We start from the raw sequence: 15,116 nt of genomic DNA, 5'->3' as shown, positions 1-15,116 counted from the left end.
GCTCGATTCTAGGAAATGACCAACAAAAAAGAAACAATAAAAAGCCGGTCACAAGGACCGGCTCCGACAAAAACGGACCTGGCTCACACCAGACCGGGGAAGACTCCCTTGATGCCCGCCACGATGATCTCGATGCCAAGGGACATCATGATGAGACCCATGATACGGGTCACCACGTTGATGCCGGTGTTGCCCATCAGCTTGAACAGCAGGGGAGCGGCACGGAAGATGAGCCAGGAGCAGCAGGCAAACGCCACCACCACCACGAACATGCCGGCCATCTGGGGCAGGGTCTTCTGGCTGGCATAGACGATGGAAGAGGAGATGGCACCGGGTCCGGCCATCAGCGGCAGAGCCAGGGGCACCACGGCAATAGATTCACGCGCAGCCAGTTCCCCCTTCTCCTGCTTGTTGTGCTTCACCTCCCCCAGCTTGCCCTGCAGCATCGACCAGGCGATCAGGGTGATCAGCGAGCCACCGGCAATGCGAAACGACGCCAGGGAGATGCCGAAACTGTCGAGGATGAGCTGTCCCATGCACATGGAGACCATCAGGATGATCATCACGGCAATGTGGGCGGTGGTGTTGGTCTTGCGTCGCTCCTCCGGCGACATGTGGCCCGTCAGGCTCACAAAAACCGGCAACAGACCCAGCGGGTTGATGATCGCAAACAGGCCGACGAAAAATTTCAGGTATAAAGAGAAGTCTATTGCTGCCATAGGCGCCATCCAGAACCAATACGAGCCACAAGGGGCCAACCCCCAAACTACGCGTAAATTTACACCATGGCTTTTCCCTTCTCCAATCAAATAATCTCACCCTTACCGGGGCTTTTTAGTTAGTTCCGCTAATGTATCGACAAAATTCAACATATCGGGTTGTTAAGGGAGAGTGGCCACCATTAACATCGCCGGGTGCCATGACAGCGCGTTATATCAACCCTCAGCCAAGAAACGATATTTTCGGCAAATGGCACCCTTGCTTCTCACCACACCTGCTTGCCGCCCCCACCCGCTCCTGTGACCCCGATTTTGGCCTTTCTCACCCTGGTGCGGTGCCAGTGGGGCCGGCTGTGCAGAGGTGACAAGCTCCCTGCCACCGCCAGATGTGCTGTTTCGCCAGGGCGACTGGATGAAAACAACAACCCCTTTCTCAACATAAATGAAACGTCAGGGGGCTAGGCGTTCTGCCGCCATCATGGCAATGCCACCTTCCCCCATCCCGGTCAAGGCGAGAATTCATCGGATCCCCTTCCCTGAGCAGATATTTCAAGGGCGCGTGACAGCAGCTCGTGATGCCAAGAAAGGATGACACACTCCCGTAACATAGTGGTGCGATAAGGGGTGAAACAAAATTTCTTTTGTTCTTTTGTTACATATGATCCAGATCAATCTTTTCTGACACATCCCGACCCTATAATCGAGTCAGAAAAACAGTTTACTAAGGCATGTAAATACCCCGTTATGGTGATTCTCGCCTTGACAAGGTGGCTATAATTGCCGGGCATTGCCAAGGTCTTACTAAACAGTTTTCAAATCATCAGGAGATAAACATGGCAGTAACCAATTTGGCTGAACTGGATGCACTGGTTGCCCGCGTCAAAGAAGCACAGCGTCAATTCGCCAGCTTCTCGCAAGAGCAGGTAGACAAGGTCTTCCGCGCCGCCGCTCTGGCCGCCAGCAACGCCCGTATCCCCCTGGCCCAGATGGCCGTGGCTGAATCCGGCATGGGTATCATCGAAGACAAGGTTATCAAGAACCACTTCGCCTCCGAATACATCTACAACGCCTACAAAGATGAGAAGACCTGCGGCATCCTCAGTGAAGATGACGAGATGGGCACCATCACCATCGCCGAGCCGGTAGGCATCATCTGCGGTATCGTACCGACCACCAACCCGACTTCCACTGCGATCTTCAAGGCCCTCATCTCCCTGAAGACCCGCAACGCCATCATCTTCTCCCCGCATCCCCGCGCCAAGAACTCCACCAATACCGCTGCCAAGCTGGTACTGGATGCTGCCGTGGCTGCCGGTGCGCCGAAAGACATCATCGGCTGGATTGATCAACCCTCCGTCGAACTCTCCAACGCCCTGATGCGTCACGACGACATCAACCTGATCCTGGCCACCGGTGGCCCGGGCATGGTGAAGGCCGCCTACTCCTCCGGCAAACCCGCCATCGGCGTGGGTGCGGGCAACGTGCCCATCGTCATCGACGAAACCGCCGACGTGAAGCGTGCCGTCGCCTCCATCCTGATGTCCAAGACCTTCGACAACGGCGTGGTCTGTGCCTCCGAGCAGGCTGTCATCGTGGTCGACGCCATCTACAACCAGGTCAAGGAGCGTTTCGCGACCCACGCCGGCTACATCCTCTCCAAGGACGAAGCGGACAAGGTGCGTAAAGTGCTGCTGATCAACGGCGCCCTGAACGCCGACATCGTGGGCCAGCCTGCTACCAAGATCGCCGCCATGGCCGGTGTGACCGTGCCAGCCACCACCAAGATCCTCATCGGTGAAGGTCTGGAGCTGTGTGCCGAGGACGAGTTCGCTCACGAGAAACTCTCCCCGACCCTGGGTATGTTCCGTGCCAAGAACTTCGAAGAAGCCGTCGAAATGGCCTGCGACATGGTCAACATCGGTGGTATCGGCCACACCTCCGGTCTCTATACCGACCAGGATCGCAATGCCGACCGCATCAAGTACTTCGGCGACAAGATGAAGACCGCCCGTATCCTCATCAACACCCCCTCCACCCAGGGTGGTATCGGTGACCTGTACAACTTCGCGCTGGCCCCGTCCCTGACCCTGGGTTGCGGCTCCTGGAGTGGTAACTCCATCTCCGAGAACGTCGGTCCCAAGCACTTGATCAACAAGAAGACAGTCGCAAAACGGGCAGAAAATATGCTGTGGCACAAACTTCCGAAATCCATCTACTTCCGTCGTGGTTCCCTGCCGATCGCCCTGGGCGACCTGGAAGGCAAGAAGCGCGCCATGGTGGTGACCGACCGCTTCCTGTTCAACAACGGCTATGCCGATGAAGTGGTTCGCCTGCTCAAGAAGCTGAACATGGAAGTGGAGATCTTCTACGAAGTGGAAGCCGACCCCACCCTGTCCGTGGTCCGTAAGGGCGCCGAGATGGCCAACTCCTTCAAGCCGGACGTGATCGTCGCCCTGGGTGGTGGTTCACCCATGGATGCCGCCAAGATCATGTGGGTCATGTACGAGCACCCGGACACCGCGTTCGAAGACCTGGCCATGCGCTTCATGGACATCCGCAAGCGTATCTACAAGTTCCCGAAAATGGGCGTGAAGGCCGAACTGGTCTGTATCACCACCACGTCCGGTACCGGTTCTGAAGTGACCCCGTTTGCGGTCGTGACCGACGACGCCACCGGCATGAAATACCCGCTGGCCGACTACGAGCTGACCCCGAACATGGCCATCGTGGATGCCAACCTGGTGATGGGCATGCCCAAATCCCTGTGTGCCTTCGGTGGTATCGACGCAGTGACCCACGCCATGGAAGCCTATGTCTCCGTGCTGGCCAACGAATACTCCGACGGTCAGGCGCTGCAAGCCCTGAAACTGCTGAAGGACTACCTGCCCTCCAGCTACATCAACGGCGCCAACGACCCGGTTGCCCGCGAGAAGGTGCACAACGCCGCCACCATCGCCGGTATCGCGTTTGCCAACGCCTTCCTGGGTGTGTGCCACTCCATGGCCCACAAACTGGGTGCGGAGTTCCACATCCCCCACGGTCTGGCCAACGCCCTGCTGATCAGCAACGTCATCCGTTACAACGCGAACGACAACCCGACCAAGCAGACCGCGTTCTCCCAGTACGACCGTCCGCAGGCTCGCCGTCGCTACGCCGAAGTGGCTGACCACCTGGGCCTGACCGCTGCCGGTGACCGTACCGCCGCCAAGATCGAGAAGCTGCTGACCTGGCTGGACGAGCTGAAGGCCACCCTGGGGATCCCGGCCTCCATCCGCGAAGCCGGCGTGAACGAAGCGGACTTCCTGGCCAAGGTAGACCAGCTGGCCCTGGAAGCCTTCGATGACCAGTGCACCGGCGCCAACCCGCGCTACCCGCTGATCACCGAGCTGAAAGCCATCCTGATGGACACCTACTACGGCCGTCCCTTCATCGAGGAAGCCCCTGCTGCCGCCCCGATTGCAGCCAAGGTCGACACCAAGGTGGACAACAAGAAAAAATCCAAGGCCTGATAAACGCCACGGATGACAAGAGCCCGCGCACATGCGCGGGCTTTTTTGTTTGTCTATCTGTTTAATTTTGCTAGCTTGTTGATAGGCAAATTCGACAGAAGAGCTAGTCCATGGCGCTGATACAGGCCTCTATCGAGCAGTTGAGAGTCGGCCACTACATCCATCTTCCCACGGGATGGACGAGCCACCCTTTCATGTTCAACGCCTTCAAAATCAAGGACCAGCAGCAGCTCGACATCATCCGCCACCTCGACCTGCCCCTGCTGATGGTGGATCCCGACAAGAGCGATCTGCCGGTAGAGCCCCTGCTGCGGGCCGAACCCGTTCCCTCTCTTGAGATGAGCGACACCGGGGATACCGCCCCCTCTTCTGAGGGCCCCACCTTCGACGAAAAGGCGTTCAGGCGCTCCCTTCGCATCGCGGACAAGGCGTTCGGTCAATCCCTGTCAGATCTTCGCGACGCCCTTGGCGCCCTCAACCTCAAACCGGACGAAGGCCTGGCCAATACCGCGCAGATAGTGCGCAGCACCGCCGCCCGTCTGGCAGAACACCAGGGACTGCTCGGTCTGCACCTCATCCGCAGCCAGAACACGGATACCCTGCTGCAACACAGCCTGAGCGTGGCCTTCATCGCCATGTTGATGGCACGGGAGCTTGGCATGAATCCCGTCGAGATCGAGGAGACCGGTCTGGCGGGCCTGCTCCACGACATCGGCGAGCTCAGGATCCCGAGCCAGATCATCCAGAAGCGGGGGGAGCTCAGCAAGGCGGAGCAGAATTTCCTCAACATGCACCCCCAGTACGGACTGGAGATGCTCAACCAGTTGCAGGCTTTCGAACCCAGGATCCGCGAGGTCGCCTACCTGCATCACGAACGCCTCGATGGCAGCGGTTTTCCCCTCGGGATCAAGGGCGACAAGATCCCCCCCCTCGCCCGCCTCATCGGGCTGGTGGACCACTATGACGAGCTGCTTCACCCGCGCAGCGGCCTCAACCCGCCGGGACCCAGCCAGGTGATCGGCCAGCTCTACAAGCTCTCCCAGAAGAAGTTCGAGCAAACCCAGGTCAGGTTGCTGATAAAAGTGCTGGGGGTCTATCCACCGGGTTCCCTGGTGCGCCTGGATGACGATGCCCTGGCCCTGGTGCTCTCCACCGAGCCCAGCATGCCCCTCAGACCCAAGGTGCTGCCCTACCTCAAGGGACAGCGGCCGGAAGGGGTGGCCATGATCGATCTGCGGGAAGATGCGCGAAGCATCGTCGCCACCCTCAGACAGGAAGAGCTGGACGACGCGCAACGCGCCTTTTTCGGTCTGGGTCGGCGGGTCTGTTACTATTTCGCCTTCTGAGTTATCCCCAGAAGCTGGGGATAACTCATTGGACAAACCTGAATAATTGCTCAGGTCCCCTCGAAATCGTCCACCATTGGAGCTGGATAAAAAACGCCCAGCCGATGGCCGGGCGGAGCATGCCACCTCCGTGTGGCGTATCCGGTGGATACCTTCATGCTCGCATCAGCAATATCAAGCGGGCGCAGGTTACACAAATATCAATTTAACGTGCTGATTTTATATGGTTTTATTTCTCCATTCTGGCAAACTGCCGCAGCGTTCAGCCCGCAGCCCGCATCAAGACGGGCTCAGGCTCACCCTGCGTCATGACAACGCCCGGCTCCGGCATGGTGTTTGAGGAAGCTTTTTTATGCAACTAGTCCTCTCTCTGCTCCAGCAGATGAGCGTCAGTCTGGTCATCGCCTATCTTTTTTCCAAGAGTCCCCTGCTGCGTCCTCTGGCCAACTACTCCGTCAGGCTGCCCCACAAGGTGCTCATCTATGTCATCTTCTCCTGCTTTTGCATCCTGGGAACCTATGTGGGCCTCGACATCGATGACGCCATCGCCAACACCCGGGCGGTCGGTGCCGTACTGGGGGGACTGCTGGGCGGCCCCCTGGTGGGATTCCTGGTGGGGCTGACCGGCGGCCTGCACCGCTATACCCTGGGGGGGTTCACCGATCTCGCCTGCGCCATCTCCACCACCTGCGAAGGCTTGCTGGGGGGGCTGGTTCACTGGCGGCTGATGCGGGCAGGCAGGGTCAATGACCTCTTTGCACCCAGGGTCGCCTTCTTTACCACCTTCGTGGCCGAGATCATGCAGATGGTGATCATCCTGCTGGTCGCCACCCCCTTCGACAAGTCCCTGCTGCTGGTGCGCACCATCGCCACCCCCATGATCCTCGCCAACTCCTGCGGGGCGGCGCTCTTCATCAGCATGATCCGCGACCAGCAGCGGATGTACGAAAAGTTCTCCCGGGTCTTCTCCGCCAAGGCGCTCACCATCGCCAACCGCACCGTCGGCATCATGAGCCAGGGGTTCACTCCGGAGGCCAGCGGCAAGATAGCCCATATCGTTCAGGAAGAGACCGGCGTCGGCGCCGTCGCCATCACGGACACCGACAAAATCCTCGCCTTCATCGGCACCGGGGAAGATCACCACAAGCCGGGCACTCCCATCACCTCGGCGATCACCCTGCAAGCCATCGCCCAGAACAAGGTGCAGTTCGCCGATGGCAACAGCCAGCCCTATCGTTGCAGCATCTCCCCCCAGTGCCAGCTCGGCTCCGTGCTGGTGATCCCCCTGCAGGGTGACGAGGGGGTGATCGGCACCATCAAGCTCTATGAGCCCAAGAAGCGGCTCTTCCTCAAGATCAATCACACCCTGGGAGAAGGGATCGCCAACCTGTTGTCCCAGCAGCTGCTGGCAGGCCGCCTGGAGCAGCAGCAGCGCCTGCTGGTGCAATCCGAGCTCAAGCTGGTGCAGGCACAGATAAACCCCCACTTCCTGTTCAACACCCTCAACACCATCAGCGCCATTACCCGCCGCGATCCGGGACGGGCACGGGAGCTGCTGCTGCACCTCTCCCGTTTCTTTCGCAACAACCTCAAGCGCCAGAGCGGCCTGACCACGCTGCGGGAGGAGCAGGAGCACTGCCTCTCCTACCTGGAGATAGAGCAGGCCCGCTTTGGCGAGCGGCTCACCGTCATCAACGAGATCCCGCCCCACCTTGCCGAGGTGCAACTGCCGAGCTTCACCCTGCAGCCCCTCATCGAGAATGCCATCAAGCACGGCATCTGCTCCCTGCTGGGAGAGGGGCGACTTCGCCTATTCGCGAGGGAGACCCCCGAGGCGATCACCCTTTGCGTCGAAGACAACGCCGGGGCCTGGCAACCATCCGGCCAGGGGGATGGTCTGGGGATGAGCCTGGTGGACAAGCGCCTCAAGAGTGCCTTTGGCGAGCGCTATGGCATTGACGTCCAGTGGGAGCCAGAGCAATGGACCCGGGTCTCCCTGACGCTCCCACGACAACCCCGCACTACCGCCAAGGAGATGACATGATCCGCACCCTGATCGTCGATGACGAGCCCTATGCCCGCGAGGAGCTGGCAGAGCTGCTGGCCAGCGATCCCGACATCGAGATCCTGGGCATGGCGGGCAACGCCATCGAGGCGCTCGGCCTCATCCAGCAACGCAAGCCGGATGTGGTGTTTCTCGATATCCAGATGCCCAAGCTCAGCGGCATGGAGCTGGTGGCCATGCTCGATCCCCTGCCCCGCATCGTCTTTGTCACCGCGTTCGACGACTACGCCATCCAGGCGTTCGAGGAGAACGCCTTCGACTACCTGCTCAAGCCGGTGGAGCCGGCCCGCCTCGCCAAGACCCTGGCGCGGCTCAGGCAGGACATCACCCCGCAACCGGTCGGGACCCTGGCTCCGAGCATCCACCATATCCCCGGATACCTGCACAACCGGGTGCGGCTGCTCCCAACCTCCCAGGTGGAGTACGCCTTCTCCGATCTCGGCGGTGTCCATGTCGCCTGCCAGGGCGAGCTGTTTCACACCCAGCTCACCCTCAAGTCCCTCGAGGAGAAGACCCCGCTGCTGCGCTGTCACCGCCAGTATCTGGTGGCCCCGGCCGCCATCTTCGAAATCCGTTTGCTGGAGAATCAGCTGGCGGAGATCGTGACCCCGAGCGGGGCCCGGGTACCGGTCAGCCGCCGCTACCTCAAGGAGCTAAAAGACGAGCTGGGACTGGAATAAAGCGGGGCGCGATGTGCGCCGGATCACAGCGGACAACCGCTCGGGTCGCCATGTCGCCGCTCACCCCCTTTCACCTGCCGTTAACAGAAGTCCCCACCTACACTGGCTGCGCACACCAAAAAATAACAAAGCAGGAGCGTAGCAATGATCTGGTTCTTCCTCTGTGTCGGCTTACTTGTAGCCGGCTACTTCATATACGGCAAATTCATCGAACGGATATTCGGGCCCAAACCCGAGTTGAAGACCCCCGCCATCACCATGGCGGACGGGGTGGACTATGTCCCCATGTCGGACAAGAAGGTCTACCTGGTTCAACTGCTCAACATCGCAGGCGTCGGCCCCATCTTCGGCCCCATTCTGGGAGCCCTCTATGGTCCAGTCGCCATGCTCTGGATCGTCTTTGGCTGCATCTTCGCCGGTGCGGTCCACGACTATTTCTCCGGCATGCTGTCGGTACGCGCCAGGGGCGCCTCGGTGCCGACCGTGGTCGGTGAGCACCTGGGCACCGCCGCCAAGCACTTCATGAACCTCTTTGCCGTGGTGCTCCTGATGCTGGTGGGCGTGGTCTTCGTCCTGAGCCCGGCGGGCCTCTTGGCCAACCTCACCTCCACCGACCTGGTCTACTGGATTGCGGCCATCTTCGCCTACTACATCCTCGCGACCATCGTCCCCATCGACAAGATCATCGGTCGCTTTTACCCCATCTTCGGCGCACTGCTGGTCTTCATGTCGGTCGGCCTCATCATCGGCCTCATCGTCTCCGGCAAGGGCTTCTACAACACCGGGATGGACTTCTCCAACCTGCACCCGACGGATCTGCCGCTCTGGCCGCTGCTGTTTATCACCATCGCCTGTGGTGCCGTCTCCGGTTTCCACGCCACCCAGTCCCCGCTGATGGCGCGCTGCATGCAGAACGAGAGCTCCGGTCGCTTCATCTTCTACGGGGCCATGATAGGGGAAGGGATCATCGCCCTCATCTGGTGCACCCTGGGTCTCTCCTTCTACGACAGCACCGAGGCGCTCAACGCCACCCTGGCCAGCGGCGGCCCTTCTGCCGTGGTGCACGAAGTCTCCACCAGCCTGCTCGGTACCGTGGGCGGCATCCTGGCGATCCTCGGCGTGGTGATCCTGCCCATCACCTCCGGTGACACCGCGTTTCGCAGCGCCCGTCTCATCGTGGCGGACTTCCTTAACCTGACCCAGAAGCCCATGGCCAAGCGTCTGCTCATCGCCATCCCCATGTTCATCCTTGGCTTCATCATCTCCAAGGCCGAGTTCGGGGTGATCTGGCGCTACTTCGGCTGGGCCAACCAGACCACCGCCGTCATCATGCTGTGGGCTGCGGCCGCCTACCTCATCAAGGAAGGCAAGCTGCACTGGGTATGCACCATTCCCGCCATCTTCATGACCGCAGTGGTCATCACCTACCTGGCCAACGCCCCCATCGGTTTCGGCCTCGAGATGAATGTTTCCACCATCATCGGTCTGGTGAGCACCGCCCTCATCACCCTCGCCTTCCTGGTGAAATTCAGGCCCGCGCTGATCAACAAGCCCAGCGAAAGTTAATCCACGCCAACCATGTCAAAAAAGGAGCCGTCAAGGCTCCTTTTTTTGCTGAACATTTCCCTTCAGCAATGCCATACTCCCAGCGTAAATCCTTGTCATGGATACGACTTTACGGACTTGCCCCCAATAACATCAGCGTCTGTTTTGGCGACTTGGAAACCACTTAAGCTTCAGTACAACAAAACAACTTAAGATTTCGGGCCCGACAGGAGGGAAATCAGGTGGCTGACTGCCTTGCAGAGCCCTGTTCCCAATGACAATGCGGTGCGTCAAGCCAGCGGAGGCATAAATGGCACTCGATTATTTTGCTCTTGGTCTGCTTTTTTTTGTGGGTTTGGTCATTTTTTATGGGGTCATCGTCATTCACGACATTCCCTATGAAATAGCCAAGCATCGTCAGCACCCCCATCAGGACGCCATTCACGTGGCCGGCTGGGTCAGTCTGTTCACCCTGCACGTGCTGTGGCCCTTCCTCTGGATCTGGGCCACGATTTATCGCCCCGATCGCGGCTGGGGCTTCAACCAGCGGCTGCAGCAGGATGAAGATGATATCCAGCAGCTCAAACAGGAGCTGGCCGACCTCAAGGCCCGCCTCAATACCATCGAACAGACCGAGCAACAGGGATAAATCATGGACCTGCTACTGATCCTGACCTACACGGCCGTCTGCGTGGCCATCTTCAAAATCTTCCGTATCCCGCTCAACAAGTGGACCGTGCCTACCGCAGCGCTGGGTGGCGTGCTGCTCATTGGCACCCTGATCATGCTGATGAACTACAACCACCCCTATTCCGAGATGGCGCGGAACTACTATGTCTCCACCCCGATCGTGCCGCTGGTCAAGGGCCGGGTAATCGAGGTGCCGGTACAGGCTAACCAACCGGTGAAAAAGGGCGATGTGCTGTTTCGCCTGGATGCCGCCCCCTTCCAGCTCAAAGCGGACAGCCTGACGGCGCGGGTTGAATCCAACCGCAACCACCTCAAGTCCATCGAGGCCAGGCTGCGCTCCGCCAAGCTCGACCGGGATCGCGCCAGCGACCTGATGCGCCGCGGCGTCGGCAAGCAGCGTGACCTCGATGTCACCCAGGCCAACGTGGACGACATCGTGGCCCAGATCGAGCAACAACAGGCGACACTGGAAGATCTGCAGGCCCAGCTCGACGAGGCCAGGTACCAGGTCGAGCAGACCGTGGTCTATGCTCCGAGCGACGGCCACGTGGTACAGCTGGCCCTGCGCCCCGGCATGATCGCCACCCCGTTCATGTATCGTCCGGTGATGACCTTCATCCACAAAGACGAGACCGCCTATGTTGGCTGGTTCTGGCAAAACAGCATGCAGCGCCTGGCGGTGGGCGATGAGGCCGAAGTGGTGATCGACGGCATCCCCGGCAAGATCTTCCAGGGCAAGGTGACCGCCGTGATCCCGGCCATCGCCGCAGGCAATGTGCAGGCCAACGCCGGTTTGCTGGATCAGACCAGTGCCGTGCGACCGGGTCGCCTGCCGGTGCTCATCTCCATCACCGACCCCGAGTGGGCCAAGTATCAGGTGATCGCCGGGGCTAGCGGCCAGGCCGCCATCTACACCAAGCACTTCCACCATGTCTCGGTGATGCGCAAGGTGCTGCTGCGCATGGCCAGCTGGATGAACTACGTCTTCCCCTTCCACTAAGCGAAGACATTATCGCCAGCGGCCGGCACCATGCCGGCCCGCTGTTTTTTAGTGCCAGGATCCCTATAATGGCGCCATCCTGCACCACCCCATATCGATACCCCAAGCCTGCATGTTCGTTCTCAGACCCTATCAGACCGACGCGGTCAACGCCGTCATCAGCCACTTTCGCAAACACCCGGATCCCGCCGTGGTGGTGCTGCCCACCGGGGCCGGCAAAAGCCTGGTGATCGCCGAGCTGGCCCGCAAGGCCCGTGGCCGGGTGCTGGTGCTGGCTCACGTCAAGGAGCTGGTGGAGCAGAACCACGCCAAGTACGAGGCCTGGGGACTCCGGGCCGACATCTTTGCCGCGGGGCTCGCACGCAAGGAGGCGAGCGCCCAGGTGGTGTTTGGCTCGGTGCAGTCGGTGGCGCGCAATCTGGATGCCTTCGACGGCGCTTTTTCGCTGCTCATCATCGACGAGTGCCACCGGGTCTCGCTCGATGACGACAGCCAATACCATCAGGTGATCGAGCATCTCAAGGCCGCCAATCCAGTCCTCAAGATCCTCGGACTCACCGCCACCCCCTATCGGCTGGGGCTGGGCTGGATCTACCGGCGCCACTACCACGGCATGGTCAAGAGCCACGGCGAGCGGCTCTTTGGTGACTGCGTGTTCGAACTGCCCCTGCGCTTCATGGTGAAAAACGGCTACCTGACCCCGCCGCGCCTGGTGGACGCCCCCATCGTCCACTACGACTTCAGCAAGCTGGTGCCGCGGGAGAACGGCCTGTTCAGCGAGGCGCAGCTCAACGGCGAGATCAAGCGACAGGAGCGGGTCACCCCCCATATCCTGAGCCAGGTGCTGGAGTATGCGGCCGACCGGCAGGGGGTGATGATCTTCGCCGCCACCGTCGAGCATGCCCGGGAAATTCATGGCCTGCTCGGTGCCAGAGACCAGCAGGCCGCCCTCGTCACCGGCGAGACGCCGGGACCGGAGCGCGACGCTCTAATCAGTGCCTTCAAGGCGCGCGAGCTCAAGTTTCTGGTCAACGTGGCGGTGCTCACCACCGGCTTCGATGCCCCCCACGTCGACCTTATCGTGATGCTGCGTCCCACCGAATCGGTGTCGCTCTATCAGCAGATTGTGGGACGGGGCCTGCGCCTCTCACCCGGCAAGAGCGATTGCCTGGTGCTCGACTACGCAGGCAACAACTTCAACCTGTTTGCCCCCGAAGTGGGGGAACCCAGGCCCCACGCCGGCACCGAGCCGGTTCAGGTGCCCTGCCCCGCCTGCGGCTTTGCCAACACTTTCTGGGGCAAGACCGACGAGGATGGCAAGGTGGTCGAACACTACGGCCGCCGCTGTCAGGGACTGTTTGAAGATGACGAGGGCAACCGCGAGGAGTGCGACTACCGCTTTCGCGCCAAGATCTGCCCCGGATGCGGCGCTGAAAACGACATCGCCGCCCGTCGCTGCCAACGCTGTGACCAACTGCTGGTGGACCCTGACGACAAGCTCAAGGAGGCCCTCAATCTCAAGGACTGCATGGTGATCCGCTGCGCCGGTTTGACCCTGAGCCCTGGGCGCGGCAAGCAGGGGGAGCGGCTGGAGGTGACCTACCACGACGAGGATGGCTTGACCCTGACGGAGTACTTCCCCTTTCACTCCCGGGGTGCACAGCGCTTGTTTCAACAACGCTTTGTGCGTCATCATTGGCCCGCCCCGGGCCTGGAGCCCGAATTCACGACCCTGGCGAGCGTGATGCTCGCGGCAGACCAGTTCCGTCACCCGGATTTCGTCATCGCCCGCAAGTCGGGACGCTTCTGGCAGGTGAAGGAAAAAATATTCGATTACGAGGGGCGTTACCGGACTGCCAACGCCCCGGCCTGACCCCATGGCAGGTGATACCCGGCAGTCACCCGGTTAGATTATCGGGGCGGTTTCTGATGCCGCCCTTTCGTTCAGTTAGAGGATCCTATGCAGCGGCTGTTGATTGGTTTTTGTGCTCTCTTTTCTCTGGCGGTCCAGGCCGCCCCGCTGACCCCGCCCAAGGGGGGCCAGTACGCCGTCATCGTACAGGGCAACAACGGGGTGGAATTTGCCCGTCACGCCGATGACATGATAGCCCCCGCCTCCACCATGAAGGTGCTCACCGCGCTCGCCGCCCGCCTCGAACTCGGTGCCGACTTCCGCTTCGCCACCGACATCCAGGCACAGCCCGGTGCCAAACAGGGCACCACCATCAACGGCGACATCTGGATCAACTTCGTGGGCGACCCCACTCTGTCGCGCATGGATCTGGTCGCCCTGTTCAAACAGTTGGGCGTCACCCGCGTTCAGGGCAACGTCTATGTCAACACCGGTGCCTACAACGGCTATGAGCGTGGCAACGGCTGGTCCTGGGGGGATCAGACCCTCTGTTTCGCCGCTCCCGTCTCCTCGGTCATCATCGACAAGAACTGCGCCTACGGCACCATCACCGCCACCCAGATTGGCAAGCCTGCGGTGGGCAACGTGGCCACCGGCGTGCCCATCGGCATCGGCGCCGACAACGTGGAGGTGATGAGCTATGGCGACATGGCGCGCCAGTTCTGCGCTCTGGAAGTGGACATGGCCAAGGGCAACTTCTACGAGCTCAAGGGCTGCATCACCCCGAACAAGGAGCCGCAAGGGCTGCGCTTTGCCATCCATGACGTGGAGGCCTGGGGCTGGGACAACATCCGCTGGGCCATGAACCGCGCCGGGATCAGCCACGACGGCCTGCTGCGGGTCACCCATCAGGCCCCTGTCGGTGCCCAGACCCTGGCGACCCACTACTCTGTCTCCCTGCCGGTGATGCTCGCCAAGATGTTGAAAAAGTCCGACAACCTCTACGCCGATACCTTCCTCAAAACCGTGGGGCGTCACTACTACAACAAGCCGGGCAGCTATCGCAGCGGCACCATGGCGGTGCGCGCCATCCTGACCAAGCACGGCATTGACCTTGGCAACGCCACCCTGGCCGACGGCTCCGGCCTCTCCGCCCACAATCTCATCAGCGCGCGCCAGATGCTGTCGGTGCTGAACTTCATCCAGAAGAACGATGCTGAGCTCGACTTCATCAAGCTGCTGCCAAGCTCCCAGGTAGACGGCACCCTGGCCTGGCGACGCAGCGTCACCGCTCCCATGATGAAGAACAAGGTACACGCCAAGACCGGTACCATCACAGGTACGTCGAACCTCGCCGGCTTCATCGACACCGCCGGTGGCCAGCGCAAGGCCTTCGTGATGTTCCAGCGCGGTCTCTCCCAGGATCCGGCAACCCACGAGCGCTACCGCGCCAGCAAGGCGCCCTGGCCCTGGACCGTCTTCGAAAAAGGCGTGCTGGAGAGCATCTACCAGCAACAACCCATCCAGATCGTCGAACAGTGATAGACGGGCTGCCTTGCCGGCAAGGCGGCCCGATTCCCCGGCCTTGGGGGACGCTGGCGCCGTCATCAGCAGTGGGCGCAATCGGAGATGGCGAACGGAAGCATCGCTATTTTCAGCTTTGACTGACAGGGCGCCAGGGCTATGCTGTGCCCAGCCTCATCTCAATGG

Annotated in this window: 10 protein-coding genes; 9 read left to right on the top strand and 1 reads right to left on the bottom strand. The window is 60.7% G+C overall.

Features of this window, described 5'->3' with window-relative positions:
• Positions 1–83: 83 nt before the first annotated feature.
• Positions 84–719, bottom strand: coding sequence for a YchE family NAAT transporter (locus tag C3F36_RS19410; protein ID WP_010674328.1), 636 nt, complete (start codon positions 717–719; stop codon positions 84–86).
• An 833-nt stretch (positions 720–1,552) separates the two neighbouring features.
• Here C3F36_RS19410 and adhE point away from each other — a divergent pair.
• From adhE to dacB, 9 genes are all read left to right on the top strand, one after another.
• Positions 1,553–4,228 carry a bifunctional acetaldehyde-CoA/alcohol dehydrogenase gene (gene adhE / locus C3F36_RS19405; protein ID WP_104455724.1) on the top strand — a complete coding sequence of 892 codons (2,676 nt, stop codon included), beginning with the start codon at positions 1,553–1,555 and terminating at the stop codon, positions 4,226–4,228.
• A 110-nt stretch (positions 4,229–4,338) separates the two neighbouring features.
• The gene (locus C3F36_RS19400; RefSeq protein WP_104455723.1) at positions 4,339–5,574 is read left to right on the top strand and encodes an HD-GYP domain-containing protein; all 1,236 of its coding nucleotides are present in this window, start codon (positions 4,339–4,341) and stop codon (positions 5,572–5,574) included.
• 352 nt (positions 5,575–5,926) lie between these two features.
• On the top strand, positions 5,927–7,618 hold the full coding sequence (locus C3F36_RS19395) for a sensor histidine kinase (RefSeq protein ID WP_104455722.1): 1,692 nt from the start codon (positions 5,927–5,929) through the stop codon (positions 7,616–7,618).
• Positions 7,615–8,319, top strand: a complete 705-nt coding sequence (gene btsR, locus C3F36_RS19390; RefSeq protein ID WP_104455721.1) for a two-component system response regulator BtsR — start codon at positions 7,615–7,617, stop codon at positions 8,317–8,319. Before C3F36_RS19395 ends, btsR begins: the two co-directional genes overlap by 4 nt.
• Before the next feature lie 144 nt (positions 8,320–8,463).
• Positions 8,464–9,885 (top strand): carbon starvation CstA family protein, encoded by a 1,422-nt coding sequence (locus C3F36_RS19385; RefSeq protein WP_104455720.1) that lies wholly within the window; start codon positions 8,464–8,466, stop codon positions 9,883–9,885.
• Positions 9,886–10,174: 289 nt separating this feature from the next.
• The gene (locus C3F36_RS19380) at positions 10,175–10,513 is read left to right on the top strand and encodes a DUF3302 domain-containing protein (RefSeq protein ID WP_104455719.1); all 339 of its coding nucleotides are present in this window, start codon (positions 10,175–10,177) and stop codon (positions 10,511–10,513) included.
• 3 nt (positions 10,514–10,516) lie between these two features.
• On the top strand, positions 10,517–11,554 hold the full coding sequence (locus tag C3F36_RS19375) for an HlyD family secretion protein (RefSeq protein WP_104455718.1): 1,038 nt from the start codon (positions 10,517–10,519) through the stop codon (positions 11,552–11,554).
• 112 nt (positions 11,555–11,666) lie between these two features.
• On the top strand, positions 11,667–13,427 hold the full coding sequence (locus tag C3F36_RS19370; RefSeq protein ID WP_104455717.1) for a DEAD/DEAH box helicase: 1,761 nt from the start codon (positions 11,667–11,669) through the stop codon (positions 13,425–13,427).
• Positions 13,428–13,514: 87 nt separating this feature from the next.
• Positions 13,515–14,948: a D-alanyl-D-alanine carboxypeptidase/D-alanyl-D-alanine endopeptidase gene (dacB, locus tag C3F36_RS19365; RefSeq protein ID WP_041215429.1), complete on the top strand. Its 1,434-nt coding sequence runs from the start codon at positions 13,515–13,517 to the stop codon at positions 14,946–14,948.
• Positions 14,949–15,116 lie beyond the last annotated feature (168 nt).

It is taken from the genome of Aeromonas sp. ASNIH2 (assembly GCF_002934795.1).
Lineage (GTDB): Bacteria > Pseudomonadota > Gammaproteobacteria > Enterobacterales > Aeromonadaceae > Aeromonas > Aeromonas caviae.
This window is presented reverse-complemented; position numbering and strand designations above follow the sequence as displayed.

Bases quoted from the DNA above. Each gene is read 5' to 3' on its own strand.
- dacB (WP_041215429.1), top strand. From the start codon at position 13,515: ATGCAGCGGCTGTTGATTGGTTTTTGTGCTCTCTTTTCTCTGGCGGTC.
- C3F36_RS19370 (WP_104455717.1), top strand. From the start codon at position 11,667: ATGTTCGTTCTCAGACCCTATCAGACCGACGCGGTCAACGCCGTCATC.
- adhE (WP_104455724.1), top strand. From the start codon at position 1,553: ATGGCAGTAACCAATTTGGCTGAACTGGATGCACTGGTTGCCCGCGTC.
- C3F36_RS19380 (WP_104455719.1), top strand. From the start codon at position 10,175: ATGGCACTCGATTATTTTGCTCTTGGTCTGCTTTTTTTTGTGGGTTTG.
- C3F36_RS19395 (WP_104455722.1), top strand. From the start codon at position 5,927: ATGCAACTAGTCCTCTCTCTGCTCCAGCAGATGAGCGTCAGTCTGGTC.
- C3F36_RS19385 (WP_104455720.1), top strand. From the start codon at position 8,464: ATGATCTGGTTCTTCCTCTGTGTCGGCTTACTTGTAGCCGGCTACTTC.
- C3F36_RS19375 (WP_104455718.1), top strand. From the start codon at position 10,517: ATGGACCTGCTACTGATCCTGACCTACACGGCCGTCTGCGTGGCCATC.
- btsR (WP_104455721.1), top strand. From the start codon at position 7,615: ATGATCCGCACCCTGATCGTCGATGACGAGCCCTATGCCCGCGAGGAG.
- C3F36_RS19400 (WP_104455723.1), top strand. From the start codon at position 4,339: ATGGCGCTGATACAGGCCTCTATCGAGCAGTTGAGAGTCGGCCACTAC.
- C3F36_RS19410 (WP_010674328.1), bottom strand. From the start codon at position 719: ATGGCAGCAATAGACTTCTCTTTATACCTGAAATTTTTCGTCGGCCTG.